General features: G+C 38.8%; 12 protein-coding genes. 2 read left to right on the forward strand and 10 right to left on the reverse strand.

The features are described 5' to 3' along the window. Positions 1 to 12: 12 nt before the first annotated feature. The 7 genes from DW642_RS06920 to DW642_RS06950 all read right to left on the reverse strand — a co-directional run bounded on the left by DW642_RS06920 (position 13) and on the right by DW642_RS06950 (position 12,463). Positions 13 to 657 carry an L-2-amino-thiazoline-4-carboxylic acid hydrolase gene (locus DW642_RS06920; RefSeq protein WP_055227055.1) on the reverse strand — a complete coding sequence of 215 codons (645 nt, stop codon included), beginning with the start codon at positions 655 to 657 and terminating at the stop codon, positions 13 to 15. A gap of 570 nt (positions 658 to 1,227) precedes the next feature. Further along, positions 1,228 to 1,479, reverse strand: coding sequence for a hypothetical protein (locus DW642_RS06925; RefSeq protein WP_117509702.1), 252 nt, complete (start codon positions 1,477 to 1,479; stop codon positions 1,228 to 1,230). Positions 1,480 to 1,662: 183 nt separating this feature from the next. After that, a complete protein-coding gene (locus DW642_RS06930) occupies positions 1,663 to 5,928 on the reverse strand; it encodes a hypothetical protein (protein WP_117509703.1) in 4,266 nt (1,421 codons plus the stop codon). Between the two features lie 57 nt (positions 5,929 to 5,985). Next, complete coding sequence (locus tag DW642_RS06935; protein ID WP_117509704.1) at positions 5,986 to 7,227, reverse strand: restriction endonuclease subunit S; 1,242 nt, start codon at positions 7,225 to 7,227, stop codon at positions 5,986 to 5,988. Then, a complete protein-coding gene (locus DW642_RS06940) occupies positions 7,220 to 7,951 on the reverse strand; it encodes a hypothetical protein (RefSeq protein WP_117509705.1) in 732 nt (243 codons plus the stop codon). Before DW642_RS06940 ends, DW642_RS06935 begins: the two co-directional genes overlap by 8 nt. A gap of 19 nt (positions 7,952 to 7,970) precedes the next feature. Then, positions 7,971 to 9,548: a type I restriction-modification system subunit M gene (locus DW642_RS06945; protein WP_117509706.1), complete on the reverse strand. Its 1,578-nt coding sequence runs from the start codon at positions 9,546 to 9,548 to the stop codon at positions 7,971 to 7,973. After that, complete coding sequence (locus DW642_RS06950; protein ID WP_117509707.1) at positions 9,545 to 12,463, reverse strand: type I restriction endonuclease subunit R; 2,919 nt, start codon at positions 12,461 to 12,463, stop codon at positions 9,545 to 9,547. Before DW642_RS06950 ends, DW642_RS06945 begins: the two co-directional genes overlap by 4 nt. 310 nt (positions 12,464 to 12,773) lie before the next feature. On the opposite strand from DW642_RS06950, the gene DW642_RS16765 reads away from it, so the two are divergent. Together DW642_RS16765 and DW642_RS06955 are read left to right on the forward strand one after the other, a co-directional pair. Further along, positions 12,774 to 12,857, forward strand: coding sequence for a putative holin-like toxin (locus tag DW642_RS16765; RefSeq protein ID WP_415976438.1), 84 nt, complete (start codon positions 12,774 to 12,776; stop codon positions 12,855 to 12,857). Between the two features lie 387 nt (positions 12,858 to 13,244). Next, positions 13,245 to 14,177 carry an AEC family transporter gene (locus DW642_RS06955; RefSeq protein WP_117509708.1) on the forward strand — a complete coding sequence of 311 codons (933 nt, stop codon included), beginning with the start codon at positions 13,245 to 13,247 and terminating at the stop codon, positions 14,175 to 14,177. A gap of 64 nt (positions 14,178 to 14,241) precedes the next feature. On the opposite strand, the gene DW642_RS06960 is transcribed toward DW642_RS06955, so the two are convergent. From DW642_RS06960 to DW642_RS06970, 3 genes are all read right to left on the reverse strand, one after another. Then, positions 14,242 to 15,924: an AAA family ATPase gene (locus tag DW642_RS06960; protein ID WP_117509709.1), complete on the reverse strand. Its 1,683-nt coding sequence runs from the start codon at positions 15,922 to 15,924 to the stop codon at positions 14,242 to 14,244. A 210-nt stretch (positions 15,925 to 16,134) separates the two neighbouring features. Next, on the reverse strand, positions 16,135 to 16,956 hold the full coding sequence (gene rhaD / locus DW642_RS06965) for a rhamnulose-1-phosphate aldolase (RefSeq protein WP_055265851.1): 822 nt from the start codon (positions 16,954 to 16,956) through the stop codon (positions 16,135 to 16,137). A 46-nt stretch (positions 16,957 to 17,002) separates the two neighbouring features. Further along, on the reverse strand, positions 17,003 to 18,424 hold the full coding sequence (locus tag DW642_RS06970) for an arabinose isomerase (protein ID WP_117509710.1): 1,422 nt from the start codon (positions 18,422 to 18,424) through the stop codon (positions 17,003 to 17,005). Positions 18,425 to 18,428 lie beyond the last annotated feature (4 nt).

Here is an 18,428-nt window from a genome sequence, read left to right on the forward strand (position 1 = left end):
TCCGGTCTTGTTTTATTTCGGATTTTCCACCTTGTCCCCCACGAACCAGTAATCACAGACCTCACCGCCGCCTGCCAGCGTATGGTCACGGTAGAGCTTCGCGTGCATCAGGGCTGCTGTCTTGTAATCAATGTCGCACATAATCGGCAGCACTTCCAGATAGCCCTCTTTTCGGGCGAAGGTGTTCAGGGGACATTGGGTGAAGTGGTAATAAAAACCGTCCTGATGCTTCGTCTCATCAAAATGAAAATCCCACGAATACGCCTTATACTGCGGATGTGCTTCCAGCCAGGCGGCATCCTTATGCATCATCTTCGCAATCCGCGCCATGCCGCTCTTCTTATTCGCATTAATCATCAGGCCCATGGCTTTCAGAAACGGGAAGGACATCATCTCCTCTGAGATTGTACGCAGTTCATCCACAGAAATCTGTCTGTCCGACGCATCCCAGAGCGCAAGAAAAATGAGGCCTTCATAGAGATTCGACGCCATCGGGTTGTCCTTTCCGATATCATCGGCGCGGCGAAGCATGTCGCGGTAGATCTGGTTGGTCTTGCGGAGAAGCTCTGCGGTCTCCTCTTTTCCGTAGCGTTTTAGCAGACTTTTCTTTATTAAAGGAGTCAGCATGTTCCAATATTTGCTGGTGTATTCCATCATGGGCGGGTACCTCCATCTTACTTTTATTAGGATTCACTAACTGACAGGTGTAAAATTGCCGCCTACAATGTAGAAAAATAGGCGGAATTTTACTTTTCATTATGAGGTTATTATATCACAGTTTTTGAAAAATGCATGAGAAATTGAACTTTTCTATCTTTTACTCAAACTGACTCATTGTCCATATAAATTTAAAGAGAGAGCAATAACACCAGTGTATTACATACTCTCTCTTTACGGCTAATTTTAGTGTTATCTGCCAACGACCAGCAAACTGCTGGGAAACATATCGGATTTTCGTGTTGTCCGCCAACGGTCAATCACGTGATTGGCAAGCATATCAGATTTTAGTGTTAGCCCACTTGAAAAGCACGCTTTTCCTGATTACTATTATGGATAAATTCCATTTTTATGTCAATATATTTTTCTTGACTGTTTTTCAAGATTGTCCAATAAAAACAATCGTTTAACAGCAGTGGATGGATCACTCCATCCGCTTTTTCTTTTCATTCACTCAATAGATCTCTATGTACCCAATCCTTCAGCTTATATCCAAACCGTACTTCTAACTCAGATTTTCTCATCTACTGAACCGTTTATGATTTTCTGGTATGCCGCTTTCTGATTCAAATAATTTTTCTGCATCTGTTCCTCATCCATATAGAATACGTCAGCCGCATCACACCAAAAATAGGTTGCCTCATAAACAATTTTTACATTCTTAAACGTCATCTTTTCTTCAACAAGAACCGTCTTCACTTCATGTTCTTCCATGCAGCATGTGCATAAACGTTTTTCTCTTTTTATGATTTTCATATCCATGAATTCTTTTCTCCTCATAGTCATTCTTCAAATAAAGTCTGTCCAAATTTTTCTTGACTATTTTTCAAATTATCTTTTTTATAATATAAAAGAAATGGGTTTTGTGTCGTGTACAGCCTCAGGGCTCAATCGGGTTGCTCGTTTCTTTTTTATTTAAACTCCTCTTTTTACCATCTTAAGTTGCTAAAAATCCTCTTTCGGTAACAGGTAATTAAATTTCGATGACAACATTTTGTCCATTTCTTTTTGTGGCGATTCAATGCTCTGAAGTTCCATGAATTTATACTCCCCTTCTTTCATCCAAACCACAAAATTCCTGTCTGTATCATGCATAATTCCATTGTCGAAACGTTCATATGCCTTATAAGATGGTGACCGAAATACCTCAAACAGCCAAAACATCTCATACTGATTCTTTTCAAGTGCAGACATCAGAATTTCAGACTTCATTAATAGATATTCCTGATAATTTCTCCATCCTTCTTTTATGTCCGCATATCTTCCAATTATTTCTCCCCGAGAATTTGAGTATTCATATCCATCACCATATGTAATTCCTGTCAATGTTCTAATCATTCTACTCGGAAGATAAAAACTTTTTTCTGTCTCTTCTACATTTTCCACATTACACGAATCAACCATCTTATCTACCTTTATAACATTATCATCTGTTTCTATAAAAATATTACTTTCCACTTCTTTATCTTTTCGAACTGTGCAAGCTTCCTGTGGCGTACAATAATATCCACCAGCCTGATGAGCATGAAATCCTGTCACATCAAATAGTTCCTGTCTACCTTCCGAATAAATATTCAGCGCCTTTATAAACTGTTCTAATTTCTCCCTCTTCACAATACCTGATGAGATCCAAACAGATTCATCTATCCCTCTCTGCTCATTCTCAAGACTGGTAGAACCGTAAATCAACATCTCGTCATTATTTTCAATCCACTTTGAAAAATCAGGAACATCACCTTGCTTCATCCATGCCTCGATGCTTTCTACAGAATATTCCTCAACATCACAGCATACCATTTGGTCAGTGTTAAGCCAGCTACTTTTCTGTTCCCTTTTCTTCGCGCCAATATAATCTTGGTACGTATTAACAAAACTATCTAAAACCGCATAGTCTTTGACATACATCCTACTTTCATTATCTTCTTGAATCGGGATTTTATTTGCCAATATTACTTCTACACGATGTTTTGCACACCATACATACTTTTCAGCAATCGTCATAACACTTGACTGCCTGCCATGTGTGGCCTGGTAAAAACGTTGTTTAATAGCAATATCTACACCTATATTTCTCTTGTTTCTATATTCTCCAAAAAGCTTTTGTTCCCAACCATGTTCTATTAAATACTGATACACAACTGATACGAGCAATCCATCCCATTTTAACGTCTCTAAATTATATTTTTTCCGATATTCCTCTATAAACTCTTGTGTTTCCCGAAAATATTCTTGTGTTTTATGATCAATTTCAAAAAATTTGTTTAACTCATCACACAGAACATACCTTGAAAAATCATAATTTATAGGTCCATAGCCAGACATTTTTTCTGCCTTAAAAGCTACTTGGCATGCCGGCATAATTTCCATCTGATACTGATACGGAGGCATAATTTGACTTTCTGCCTCTTTTTTGTAAAGATCTTTATCAATTGCCCTTTTTACTATTCCTCTACAGTAATATCTCACTACAATATTTTCATATGTTACTAAGCCTATACTTGAAAATACATTCTTCATGATCCAAATCGACAGTGTTTTCAAATATTCATCTTTTACATTCTTTCCTAATGCAATTCCATATGCAATCGAAAAAAGATCTTCTATAATCTGCTCATCATTAATATCAGCACAGTAAATCAGAAGCTTTAGAAATTCATCTGGATTATTTATTCCCCATTCTATAAGCTTTTGTCTACATTCATACCTTATTCTATTGTCTACGCAAGAAAGATTCCAAGCTAAAATCATTGGTCTTCCCCAATATTCTTCATCACTTGTTAACTTCACGCTATTAGTGTCAATTTCTATATAAGTCCCCCATGCAGTCTCCAATTCATTCTGCAAGCCAGCCGGTATAGACCACCAAATATCTCTCTGTGCAGGTTTTTCAAATCCTCTTAAGAACTCATCAAGTATTTTACTTCCCAATGGATGTTGACAGTTATCGCTTGATGGCAATATAACTTTATTAAAAATCATTCTAAAGTTATTCACAGACTGGTTCATCCATTGTTTCACATCATCTTGATATTTTTCTGCAACTTCAATTGATGTATTATTCAATGCATAGCAATTCAAATCAAATATTGTATCTTTATCCAATTTAATATTTGAATATTCTGAAATCAAATTGCCTTCTTCTAATAAAACAAGTGAAAGCATTTGATAGATTCCATTCGTATAATGTATTTCAACTTCTTTGCTCTCTTTAACTGCATTAAATATCTTTCTTGCCATAAGATAATCAAATGCTGGCTGCATTCCCCATGAATATACTGTTTCGCACTCACTAAATTCATCTTGCTGTTTCAAACTAGAACTTACAAAACCTTCTTCTTCAACAAATTTCAAAATTTCCTCTAAATGAGACTTGACCGGTTCTTTGCATTGATTATAAATATCCTCATACAAAATTTCCTTTTTATCCGCAAGCATAGTAGCAACACACACAAGTACCGTTCTAACCATGCTTTGACTATCGGTTTCTTTTCCTGATTTTCTATATATATCTTCTATACTGTTTATTTTTTCTTTGAACAAATTCGTTATTACCATTGAATTTTTAGACAAGAGACCTATTTTTGTGTTTCTATATCTATCACAGAATAGTTTTAACGCCATTGGCGTTTTCAACATATTCCTGATCCAGATATTTCCATCCAAATTTACATTATAATACTCAATATATTGATCAAAAATTTGTGCCACTGATACATCGCCATGACTCGGTATATAAAAAAAGGCATCCCGATATTTTAACTCTTTGTATCTTTTAAATACATAAGGACGTGATAAAAAGACAAATTTTATACCACTAAAGTCCTTCTCATAAACCTTTACTTCATTTATTCGTTCTTGCCAAAAATCCCATGAAGTAGCTTCATCTAATCCATCTACACAAATTAAACATTTCGGCTGTATAGTTATGCCTTTATTATTCTCTTCCCTTCGTTTTCTCAATAGTGCCGCATTTTCTAATGCCCTAAATAATTCTCGCTCATCCCATTTACTTGACATTCCAAGCGTTTTTAATAAAATTGATAGCCAAGTATCTCCCACAGAAAAATCTTTTGCATGTACCAATATCGGTAAATGTGTTTTCTGTTGTAGCATTACGCTTGTCTCAGCAAGAATCCCTGCTGTTTTTCCAGTCCCTTGATCCCCCAAGAAAACCATCCAATTGTCAATTGTATCCTTTAATCTTTGACCACACATAAAAAAATCTATTTCAATACTTTTTAAAACTTCAATCGCAGATGCAAAGTGAAAATAATGCTGAAAATACATAGAGTTCTCTTTTAACTCTATTTCTGTACAATTCAAATCAATTCGTTTTCGTAGAAAATCTTCCCTAATATTACTTCCTGCCTTTGCTACCAACTTGATACTTTCAAATTGACTTATCCATTCAGACAATTTCTTAATATCCAAACTAATTTTTTCAGCAAGTATTTTCTCTTTTTCTGGAAACTCTAGTTCTAATATATCTTCATATGCTTTTTTGAGTTTCTTCAAGTTATCTTCCACTCGCAGTATTTCTCTATATCTTTTCTCTACTACAGCATAATTTCCTGTAAATTCTTCCAGTTTTTCATGAATATGTCCTGTAGAATATATATCTGGAATATATTTTGTTCTTGCCCAACCATTAACTGCCTTCTTGTACGAATCTATAATTTCTTCTTCAAACACTGCTGTATTTTCAAACCAATATTTATAGCATCCCCTTGCCTCTGGCTGCATTAATTTCTCTTGGATTGTGGTTTCATCCCACAATTCTACACTTACAGATGGATTTGTATCTTTTAATTGGTCCACCAACTCCAACCACTTACTTTCCTCTGTATTTTTCGCTATTTTATCACCACTGGTTATTTTTTTAGAGGTCAGATCTCTTGGAATACAAACAATATATCTCTTTATTTCCGATCTCACTTTTACTGCTGTATTAAATGATTTCTTAATTTGAGCAAGCTGTGCACTCTCCATTTTATCAGGAAACCACTTCGCCTGAACTCCAATGACATCTCCTGATTTTAAAACCCCATAAGATTCTAGTCCACCATCTCCGCCGCTTCCATTTACAAAAGAAAAATATTTCAGTTCTTCTTGGTATTCCTTTTTACACCATGTTTCAAAAAGAATATTACACATAACTTCAAATGCATGATTAGACGATTCCCCATGAGTATTAAATTTTGTCCATTCCATTTTCCTTTCCTCCAATCAGTACATTTTATTATATAAATCTTTTATTCTCCCTATTCTCTATATAAACATCTGCTGCATCAAACCCTTTTTCAGCTCTTTCCATGCAGTTAATGTTTCTTTGTAATTATTAATGACATCATCTATTACTGTTAAACACTCTGCTATTTTCTGTTGTTCATCAAAACATGGAATCAAAATATTTGTCAGTGCAATATTAGATTTACTTATTGATGTAACCTTTATTCCTTGCATATATGGACGCAACTGATTATGATATTCATTCGAATTCATAAAGTATCCAAGATATTTTGATGCAAACTTTTCTTTTGGATGGCACGCAATTGTATGCAAGCCGGAAATTGTTTTTTTACCATTTTTATTTATAATTTCAACAGTTTTTCCGACAGTATCATCTTCCGCCGTATCTGCAATTACAATATCTCCATCAGTTAACATTGCATATTTTTCACAATTTAAATTTTCATTTACATATGGCACATTTGCATTCAGCACATCAATCATAGCTCCAAATTTGATAAGAATATCTCCATAATGAATATATTTTATATTACCACTTTCATAATTTAAACACTCACGAGAAAACGTACTATTATTTAAAAACTCAAAAACCTCTAAAAATTTCTTTTTTCTCCACTTTGGAAAATCACTTCCATCATCAGCCTTAAATCTTACCTTCTGATCAAACAACTTCTGCATTACACTTTTTTTTCGACCTTCCCAGGCTTCTATCATATCTTCATAATTGCTGATTATTTTGTCAATATTCAATAAAAAATCTGCTATCTTTTGCTGCTCTGGAATAGATGGCAATTTCACGACACTTTTTGCAAATTCTTTTTGTCCCAACGTTTTGTTTCTACCAGCTCCACCTGGTGACGCTAACATCAAAACATTTTGACCGCGTTTTGTAATAAAATACTTTGTAATGTAATCCAAGTCAACAATATCTTTCTTAGGTTTGTACATCGGAAATCTATGTGATGCAATCATACCCTTTTCTTGTTCTGTTGTTCTAGCAACAGCTCGTTCCCAGGCGAAAACAATATTTACAACAAAGCAATCTGGTTCAACCCAGAAAACTCTTTTATTCCCAATTTCTACAGCACTTACCTCTTCTTTATAAAAAATCCCTTTTCCATGTGAACGAATTCCAATTTCGCGATATGTACGTGTGTCATCTAAAATCACCGGTTCCCCTACTCTATCAAATATATCTTCAATTTTATAATTCTCCCACGAATCACTAAATTCTGGAAATCTCAATTTAGGTTTAATCATTATGATCTCCCTTTCTCTCCAATACGTTAAGTTTTATTTTTTTATTAACACAATTCATCGCTTCTGTATATGTAAATGAACAAAACTTATAACTACTCTTACTCTTCTCACTGCTTGAATCATAAATAACCTGATATTTTTCTAAATATCGAGAGCACACTATCACACGGCTTATATCTTTATATTTCTCAAAGATTTTCAACATATCACACGTAATAGGTAGTACATTTATTGTTGTTAATCCACCATTATCAAGAAAACCTATAAAATGATTATTTTCGATCCCTATATCTATTAAAAACCAAACTTCATTACATTTCTTTTTATATTCTGACACTTTACTTACATGCTGTTCAAAAACCGCTACTAGATTATTAATAAAAGTATCATACTTAAAATTCGATGCAGCAGCTAAACTTTTATTAATATACGCCTCAACATCATTCGCCGCAGCATCAGCATTAAATTCATCCTTTTGTAAAGCTTTATTATGCTTTTTAAACATTGCTCTTCGCTGACCATCATACTTCATACTTTCAGAATCTGTATGTTCATTTAAAATAGTATCTGCACGAAAATGCTCAATTCCAATTTTATATCCATCCTTTTCTAAAATAAAATCCGGACGTTCATTATCATCAATTTCATATTTTTTCAATTTACGATTATTAAAAAGAAAAGCATCTAACGCTTTTCTTTCTAATAATTTCTTTTCATCAGCCAACCATCATCACCCTATCTTTTTATAAGCCCAGTTCTTTCAATATGCTTTCAGCCTTATCAATCGCGGCCTTCGTATCAATCTCCAGTTTCTGAATCCGATTTCTTACCTCTTTTAAATCCACTGGCTCTTCTTCCTCAAACGTATCCACATACCTCGGAATATTTAAGTTATATCCATTCTCAACAATCTCACTCATTTCTGCCACATGAGCGAACTTATCAACATCTACACGTTTCTCATATGTCTCAACAATCTTATCAATATGCTTCTGCTCCAGCACATTCTGGTTCTTTCCAGCCTTAAACTCTTTTGACGCGTCAATAAACAAAATATTTCCCGCATTTCCGTTTCTCTTGCTTTTCAGCACTAGCACGCAAACCGGAATTCCTGTTCCATGAAACAAGTTTGCTGGAAGTCCGATTACTGCATCCAACCGATTCAGATCTTTGATGATATATTTTCGAATGGTTTCTTCCGCGCCTCCACGGAACAGTACACCGTGCGGCAGCAGCACTGCAACGCGTCCGTCATCTTCGTCCATATGATAAATCATGTGTTCCACAAATGCGAGATCCGCCTGTCCTTTCGGTGCCAGTTTTCCTGCTCCGGAATAGCGTGGGTCATCTTCAAACTGTTTATCCGCAGACCATTTCAGAGAATACGGCGGATTGCACACCTGTACTGTCATTTTGATATCGCCGTATTTGTCATCTTTCAGTGTATCGCCTTTATAAATATCAAAATTCTGCCAGTCGATGCCGTGCATGATCATGTTCATACGGCTCAGGTTGTACGTTGTCGCATTCAGCTCCTGTCCATAGAAATGTCCGACTTTTCCTGTTGTCAGATGTTTCTGTACTTCCAGAAGCATAGACGCAGAACCACAAGTGCAGTCACCAACCGTCTTTGCTTCATCCAGCCCCAATGCCGCAAGTGTTGCACAGAGCTTCGACGGACCTGCCGGCGTGAAGAATTCGCCGCCTTTCTTTCCCGCATCCGATGCGAATAAACCAATCAGAATCATATACGCTGTACCGAGTACGTCAAACTGGGAATCCTGTAAATCGAAATCAATATCCGATACACGTACCATAACTCGCCCGATCATTTCCGTACGGTCTGACACAGTCTCTCCAAGACGGGAATCCTGCAGACGCATATCGTTAAACAGCCCGTCAAATGCCTTGTTGGATTCGTGTCCCATCGTAGAACCTACCAGATCATTGATCGCTTTTTCGAAATCTTCCACGCTGAATTTATCCGCATCATTTTCAAACTTTGTAATCTTGCGAATCAGATTTCGAAACAGATTTTCCGGCTTAATTACATAACCCAGTTTTGACAGTGACCATTCTTCTACAACCGGTCTGTATTCATCATCCGCAAAGGCTTCTTCATATGTGATTCCATCATCATTTTTGAGAAGATCGGTCATATACATTTCTGTTCGCTCAGAAAGATAACGATAGAAAATTACTCCTAAGATATAATTTTTGAACTCACTTGCATCCATCTGACCGCGCAGATCGTTCGCGATTGCCCATAATTTCTGCGAAAGCTCGTTCGCCTGTGCCTGATATGTATTTGTATCTGTCATTCTGTTTCTCCTTCAGCCTTGTATTTTTTATAAGTATCCTGTATAAATCTTTTCACATTCTTTGTCAGTTTTGTCATTTTCAGCAGTCCCAGCGGATATGCCATCAATCTTTCGCGAATATTATCCTCCGATACATTTCCACTGAATGTATATGCTGAAACCAGATCTGATACTATCTTGAAATCAATCTGATTGTCAAATGCAAATTCTTCCATATCTGCCTGCATCTGTTCTTTTTCAAACTGATTGAACGCCTCCATTACATCTGCATTTTCCGGCAGATCATAAAATCGTGTTAAGATAAACTGCCGCATCACTTCTTTTTTCAAACGCAGGGATTCATTATCAGAACGCTCGATTTCACGCAGAATCAAATCGACATCCTGCTGCTTTTCTTCCTCTGTCTTGGTATGTGTTTTTGCATTTTTTAACAAGTTCAAAATATACACAACGTTGATTCGGTCTGTTCTGACAAGCTCAATATCAAAATCCACATCCACTGGAACCGGAACTTTCGGATTTGGATTGACGGTTTGATCTTTATAGTACAAATACCAGCTTTTGAATCCTTCGTATTCATTTTCATCCATGACTGCTCCAAGATCTGCCCAGTCAAACTTCGAAAAAGTTTTCAATGTAGCAAGCGTCTTTGCCAGCGCACGGAATGCCATAATAAACATGCGGATTTCATCTTCTGATTGTAACTGTCCCGCAGCTTCTACGTCGGGTGTGATTTTTCTTAAAATCACATTCTGATTCATCCATTGATTTAAATAATACGCATAATCTTCCAGCAGATATTCGTTCGGATCTCCATCGCCTGAAAACAGGGTCAGCGCTTCATCCTGCCACTTCTTGATATTTCGATATGTCACAATCTGTCCAAACTGTTTTGTCACTTTGTCAATACGGTTCGTACGACTGTATGCCTGAACAAGTGAATGCCAGACCAGATTTTTGTCCAGATACAGTGTATTCAATGGTTTTGCGTCGAATCCGGTTAAAAACATATTGACTACGATCAGGATATCCACCTGTGGAAGAACTTTCTGTTTTAACCGCTTCGCAATATCTTTTCTGTACGGATCAAACGTATCAATGCCAAACGCTGTACCGTACATAGCATTATAGTCCTTTATACAGCGCTCCAGCAGTTCCTGCGAATGTTCATCTGCTCCATCATCCATATCTTCATTTGCCTGATAGGAAAAAATAGCTGCAATTTTCAGCCGTTTCTCCTCCGGAACTGTTTTATTCAGTTTCTGAAATGCATCATAGTATTTTCCAAGTATTGGAATAGAATCTACTGCAAAAAGTGCTGTGTACGTATCCTTTCCCTGCGGATGCACATGCTGTTCATGATGTTCCATAATGTGTTTTGCAACTCTGGTGATTCGTTCCTCATCATGATAAAGCGGTGTCATGTCGATATTATGGCGTTTGCAGTATTCTGGATCATCCAACTGTTCTGGGTCAATTCCTTTTACTGCAATATTTTTTGCAAAAATTGTCCGCTGATATTCTACAGAAAATCGGAGCACATTGCCGTCTGCAATTGCATCTTTGATCATATATCGGTGCAGACATGCATCCAGTTTATCCCCAGCATGGAACACATCTGCCGTTGTACGTCCGTCAGCACCTTTATTCTTCTCAAAAATAGGCGTTCCTGTAAATCCTATATAATTGGCTTTTTCAAAGTGTTTCTGAATCTGCGCATGCATACTGCCGAATTGGGAACGATGACATTCATCAATGATAAATACTACTTTTTTATCTCGGTAACCATCCATAACCTCTTCGTATTTTGGATTTTTAACAGCATTCGCCATTTTCTGAATGGTTGTAACAATCATCTTTTTCTCAGATGATTTCAGCATCTGAATGAGCACACGGGTGCTGTCTGTATTGTCAACGCAGTCTTTTTCGAATGAATTATATTCTTCTACGGTCTGATCATCCAGATCTTTTCGGTCAATCAGAAATACTACAAGATCAACTCTTGCTTCTTCTCGAAGAAGCTGAGCCAATTTAAAAGATGTCAATGTTTTTCCTGAACCAGTGCAGGCAAAGACATAACCATTCTGCTTCACTTCCAGTACCCGCTTCTTTGCTGCTTTTACTGCATAAATCTGATATGGACGCATTACCATCAGCACTGGTTCTGTCGTTTTGATAATCATGTATTTGTCTATCATTTCTGTGATTGTCGGCTTGCAGAAAAATTCACTGGTAAAGGTATTCAGATCGTTGATTCTTGTATTTTTATCATCGGTCCAGAAAAATACGAGTGATTTCAAAATCGGGTTATAGCGACCATCTACCATTTCATTTTCATTACAGAAATATTTTGTCTGCACAGAGTTGCTGACTACAAACAGCTGTAAATATCGGAACAAGCCTTTAAAACTGAACTTTCTATAGCGATTGATCTGATTGATCGCTTCGTTGATTTCCACACCAGGACGCTTTAACTCAATCTGGATCATCGGAAGTCCGTTGATCAGTACGGTTACGTCATATCGATTTTTATATACAACATCCTCTTTATGTGCTTTATCCATAGTGACCTGATGCGTTACCTGATAAATGTTTCTGTCTGTATCGTTGGAAAAGAAATCAAGATATACATTCTCTCCATTATCGAGCTGCAGAATATATTTATCTCGCAAAATTTTCGCAGATTCATACACGGAATGGTTATCCATGTGAATCATAATACGATTAAATTCTGTGTCAGAAAAGGATGCCGCATGGCCTTTTTCTTCCAGCTTTTTCGCGTTGAATTCTGCAAGCTGTGCGCGGAAATTGGCAAGGACATCCTCATAGGTATTCAATTTGATAAAGCTGTATCCAATACTCTCTAAGCGGTCGATCAATATGTTTTCGACTTCGTATTCTGAAATATGCGACATAGGCTTCTCCCCTTTCCTGACGTTTCTTCCATTTTTCTTTATTATCTCATATACCTTTGTAAATTTCAAACTTTTGTTCTATTTTGTATTATATTCAAATTCAATACACTGCACATTTACAGGAACTTCAAATTTTCTGACTATTTTTTATTACTTTCTTTTACTTCTCTTTTCTGTTATAATACATTTCAAGAAATAAGTTTTCCTTGTTCGTTTTTTATTGGGAATCTTAGACACTCTAATATATTTAACCGGGCAGCCGGGGGACGTGCTTTCATCTGATCTGAGTCTTGCAGAAAGGATGATTATTATGAGTACATACGAAGAATTGCAGATTATAATCAGCGTTGCTTTACTTATTGTTGCAATTTTGACTTATGCAAATAAGAAATAGCCGTCCTGTTCTCTGGTAAAGGTAGGACGGCTATTTCTTATAGCTATTCAACATTTTCGCCAGATCGGGTGATTGCGCTCACCTTCCGGCTGTCTTGTTGAGTATATTATATTGCAATCGTGTAATTTTGTCAAATCAAAAATAGCGCCCCTGCTCTGGTAAAGTTAAGCGCTATTTTTAGTTAGAAGCTTTATCCGGCGGTCAGGTGTACACTGACCAACGGCTCTCTTGTCGAATATATTATATGACAGCACTTTCTTTTGGTCAACAGCCATTTTTCTTATATTTTCACCATTATTTCGACCCAAATCTCTCAAAAAGAAATTGAAATCCCCTCTCCTCCACCTTATAATATTTTCTATAAGACACACATATGGGGAGATTTTTATGACGATCAGTATTCTTCTTGCGCAACAGATCGCGCAGCTTTTTCTTATGATTTTTATGGGCTTTTTAATCGTAAAAGCCGGACTTTTAAAGGATGAGGACAGCAAAGTTCTGTCGAAAATTGTGCTGTACCTGATCATTCCCTGCGTGATTCTGAATGCGTTTCAGGTCGATTACACGCCGGAAACGGTGCGGGGGCTGCTGGTTGCGTTTGCGGCTTCGCTTCTGATGCAGGTTGTGCTTCTTTTTGCGGTTTCAGCTCTTGGACGGGTGTTTCATTTGGATGCGGTTGAGATAACTTCTGTTTACTACTCCAATTCCGGCAATCTGATTGTGCCGCTTGTGACGGCTGTTTTAGGAGCGGAATGGGTGCTTTACAGCTGTGTTTATATGAGCGTACAGCTTGTCTTTTTCTGGACGCACTGCAAAAAGGTGATCAGCCGTGAGGCTTCCTATGACTGGAAGAAGATTGTTCTGAACCTCAATATTATTTCTATTTTCGTCGGAATTCTTCTTTTTTTCACGGGCATCCGGCTTCCTGCGCTGGTCAACAATACGCTTCATTCTGTCGGAAGCATGGTTGGCCCTGCCAGTATGATTGTTACGGGTATGCTTTTTGCCGGCATGGACTTCCGTCAGATTTTTGCGAATAAACGGATTTACTTCGTGACCTTTCTCCGCCTGATCGCCGTTCCGCTGATGGCGCTTGTTCTCTTAAAACTCAGCCATCTCGCCGACCTTTCCGCTGACGGACCGACACTGATTCTGATCGTTTTTCTCGCCATCATCACGCCATCTGCTTCCACGGTTACCCAGATGTGCCAGGTATACGGCAACGATTCGCGCTATGCCAGTGCCATCAATGTTGTTACTACGCTGGCTTCTATTGTGACGATGCCGCTTATGGTAATGCTGCTTCAGATGGTAATCTAATCACAATTAACAAAAAAACGCTGTCCCGCTTCCCCTTCCAGAGAAGCATTGACAGCGTTTTCTATTACCCAATTAGTACCTTTTTCCCTTCAAACGCAAATCCATAATGCCGGATTCTTTCTTTTGGGATTCCCCGTTCTTTCAGTTCCGCGTCGTATTTCTTTATTTCAATCTGCGCCAGTGCTTTTTGTACCGTTTCCTGCAGCGTTTTTTCTTCCGTTTCTTTTACTTTAAATTCCAGAATCATAGCATCTCGATCCAAATTTCTGGGAATTAGAATCACATCGTATCTTCCATACCCACTTTCCCGATTGGAACGCACCTCATAAAGATCTCGCACTTCCACCAGCAGCCCAAGTACAAATCCATGATAAAACCGCTCTGGCTGGCTCCGCTCGGACGCATGTTTTCCAGCATCAAAATTACTAAATGTAGCAAGTGCAATATCATTCATATAGAGGTTCATCGCTTTTACATCACCATTCAGCATTGCTTTGATAAATTCATTATAATTGGCAGATGCCGCTGCAAACCAGCTTTTGAACATATTCGAAAACATGCTCACAGTCTCCAGATTTGTGATGGAAAGAGAATACCACGGCTCCAGCGTCAGTCCTCTGTATTCAATCTCCTCCACTTTCAGATAACCGCTTGCCACCAACAGACTCCATACCGCACTTTCATCCTGTTCTAATTGTCCAAATATAATCTGCTCATCAAAATTAACTACAATTTGTTGTCTGTTGATCAGTTTTTCCAGTTCTTCCTTCATATTTACCGATGCCGACTGCAGGAGTTTGCTGATCAATCCATTGGAACTTGTAGCTGCCCAGTAGGGCCGCAGTTTTTTCTCTTTCAGATAATTTGTAATAGACCACGGATTGTAAATATCACGATGCGTGCCAAAGCAAAATCCGTCATACCATTGCTTTACCAGCTCTTTCTTTTCCGGCATTCCAAATTGATCTAATGATTGAAATACCTCTTTTTCTGTAAAACCAAAACAGTCTGCATAGGCATCCGATGTTGTTGTAATAACCGTCAGATTATTGAGGTCCGAAAAAACAGATTCTTTGGAAATACGGGTAATTCCAGTCATCACAGCGCGGTCCAGATATGGATTTGTTTTGAACGTCGCATTGAAAAGGCTTCTCATAAATCCGGCAAATTCACCCCAGTATCCATGAATATAGGCTTCCTGCATGGGCGTGTCATATTCATCCAGAAAGATCAAAACTTTTTTTCCATATAAAAGATTCAAATAACTGGAAAGATTTTTTAATGCATCCTGTGCTGTCACATCACTCATTTTTTCTGTAATTTCCAGCATCTGCTGTTTCTCATTTTGCGTAAAGCATTCTTCCTGCTCCAAATACCGATGTTGGCGATAAGCATCTACAATAATATTTTTTATCTTCTGCACTGCATCTTGATAGTTATTCTGTTTTACGTCCGCAAAGCTCAGAAAAATCACCGGATAAGTTCCCTGCAGTCTGCGGTATTTTTCCTGTTTCCAGATAGAAAGCCCTTCAAAGATGGTACCTTTTTCTGCATACTGTCTGGAAAAGAAACAATTCAGCATGCTCATATTCAATGTTTTGCCAAATCTTCTCGGACGTGTGATCAGCGTAATGTCATCTCCACTTTCCCACCATTGTCTGATAAAATCGGTTTTATCAACATAAAAATAATGATTTTCTCGAAGGGAAGCAAAATCCTGCTTTCCTATACTAATCGCTGAAGTCATATTTCATCTTTCCTTTCTGAGCGCAGACACACCAGCATTTTCTGTCTGATAATGAAATGTTCCACTGTTTTCTAATCGATAATCTTATCTTATAGTTTATCAAATTCCGAAAGAAATTAATAGACTTTTTCTTCTGCACAGCAAAAAAATGGCCGTCCCATTCCTCAGTGCAAGGATCAGACGGCCATTTTTCACTATCAGTTTCCAGTTTTATTTCTCATACAAAAACTCTTCTGGCAGTGTTACACCGAAATCCTTTGCCAGATGGCGGAATTCATCCGGTGTGATCGTCTGGCGTTTCGTTGGCTGCATAGAAAGTGTTTTTACCAGGATTTCTGCAGATTTTTCTGCGGTATGCATCAGACCGAAGGTCAGGTCAAAATCAAAGCCGGCGGCGAACATGCCGTGGTGTGCCCAGATAGCAAGATCATATTTCTTCATCAGCTCGCTCGTGGCAACGGCGATCTCTCTGCCTCCCGGAACCATCCACGGAACGACACCGATTCCGGACGGGAATACAACAGGACACTCGGTTGCCATCTCCCAGAGTTCGCGGGTAAATACTTTATCTTCCAGCGGCAGAACAAAGGTAAGCGCGATCACGTTGGTGGTATGTGCATGGTACACAACGCGGTATCTTTCGTCCTGAAGTTTTTTTACCTCCAGGTTCATCAGATGGCTCGGAAGCTCTGAGGTCGGACGTCCTCCGTTGACGAGACCCCAGACGATGCGGTAATTTTCACCTTTTTCATCCAGCTCAATCATACAGATGCTGTCTTCCGGTTTGATTGTGACATTTCGGAAATATTTTCCGCTTCCGGTTACCAGGAAATACTCTCCCGCAAGATTTGGAACGGCGGTTCCGATCGGATTCCACTCTCTGGCCTCAAAGTTTTCTTTTACCTCTTCAACCTCTTCCGGTTTCACACGGTAAGAAAGGTTTCCGCCGTTTCTCTCATGCCATCCCTGCTCCCAGCCATCATTTGCCATACGGATAAAGCCTTTTACAAATTCTGCATCTAAAAATTTCATGTTTTTTCCCTCTTCTTTCTCTCTTTTCCTCTTCTTTTATCGATATTTACCGGCACACAACCTCTACCGGCACATCCAGGATTTTTGCAACTTTCAGAATCGTATCAATATGATGTCCGACAGCAGCTGCCATATGATGTGTTGGTCCCGCCTCACTCCATCTGTTGCAGAACTCTCTTGCCCCAATGGAGAAACGTGTTCTCATATTGGTATCGCCAAAGGTAAAGATCGGACCATCCTCATTGACACCCTCTGCAGCAACAAATTTAAAATGACCGTCTTTATCCTGCGTAATTCCAAGATATGTAACATCTCCGACTGGCGGATAAAACTGCGTCAGATATCCGCCGCCCGTCTTGCCATGAAAAACATCAACGATTTTCATGGACGGTTTTTTCGCCTGCGAAATATCAGCATCTCCCGATCCAGAGTGGCCGATAATACAGATATCCTCATTGAAATCGATCGAATACATCTCAGAAAGCTGACCGGTTCCGGCGATTGTTTTCAGAATGCTCATTGCCATTGCAACTTTCATATCACCCTCTACGGCACAGGCTGTACCCTGTTTGATCAGCATGGAAAATGCCGGAATCAGCATGCTGTCCAGTTTTCCGGCAACCCCTTTGGCAAAGCCGTCATAATGGGATGCCACCATACCAAGATCTTCTTTTTTTACCCATTCTTCAAAAGCAACGACATATTTTGCCATATCCCATACGGTCTCTACCGTTGCACCGCCCTCGATGTCAAAGGTATCCAGAATCTCCTCTGCCTTGGCGCGGATTGCGGCCTCATCTGTGACAGGATCCGCGATCGCCCACATTTTCTCCCAGTCGAACTGTTTCGTGTAAAGTCCTATCCGGTTGTAAAGATTGGTTTCATCGATATACAGATCCATCATTCCCGGATATGGTCTTCCGATCTGGGCAATATTGGTGTAGCGGAATCTTCTGCGTACCTGGGCTGCCCGGCACCACTCATCGATTTCCTTAGCTACGTAATCATCTCCGCCTTCTACAACACCGGTGATGACGGCATGACGTTTTCCTGCACGCTCCAGATCGGCTACCATCTCACCGACTGCTCCACAGGCATACAGCTCACCCAGCCATTTTGGCGTATCGGTATTGGCATAATCCGGTGCTTTCCGTTTCTGCACATTCACAAGCACAACCGGCACATTCAGGTCACGGACTGCCGGGAGCATATTGTAGCTGGTCGCGTAGGTCAGAAGCTGTAAAATAACAAGATCTACATCCGCTGCACGGAACTTATCTCCTGCTTCCATGGATAATTCTTTCGTTGTAACGATTCCACCATCGATCATTTCAACGGTATCGGGAATCGTCTTTTTGAACGCATCATACTGTGCCTCAAATTCCGGAACCAGCGTCGGGAACTGCGGCAGATATGCACCCAGTGCGATTGCAAATACACCTACTTTTGCTTTTGTTTCAACTAACATGTTT

The organism is Blautia sp. AM23-13AC (genome assembly GCF_003435675.1).
Lineage (GTDB): Bacteria > Bacillota > Clostridia > Lachnospirales > Lachnospiraceae > Fusicatenibacter > Fusicatenibacter saccharivorans.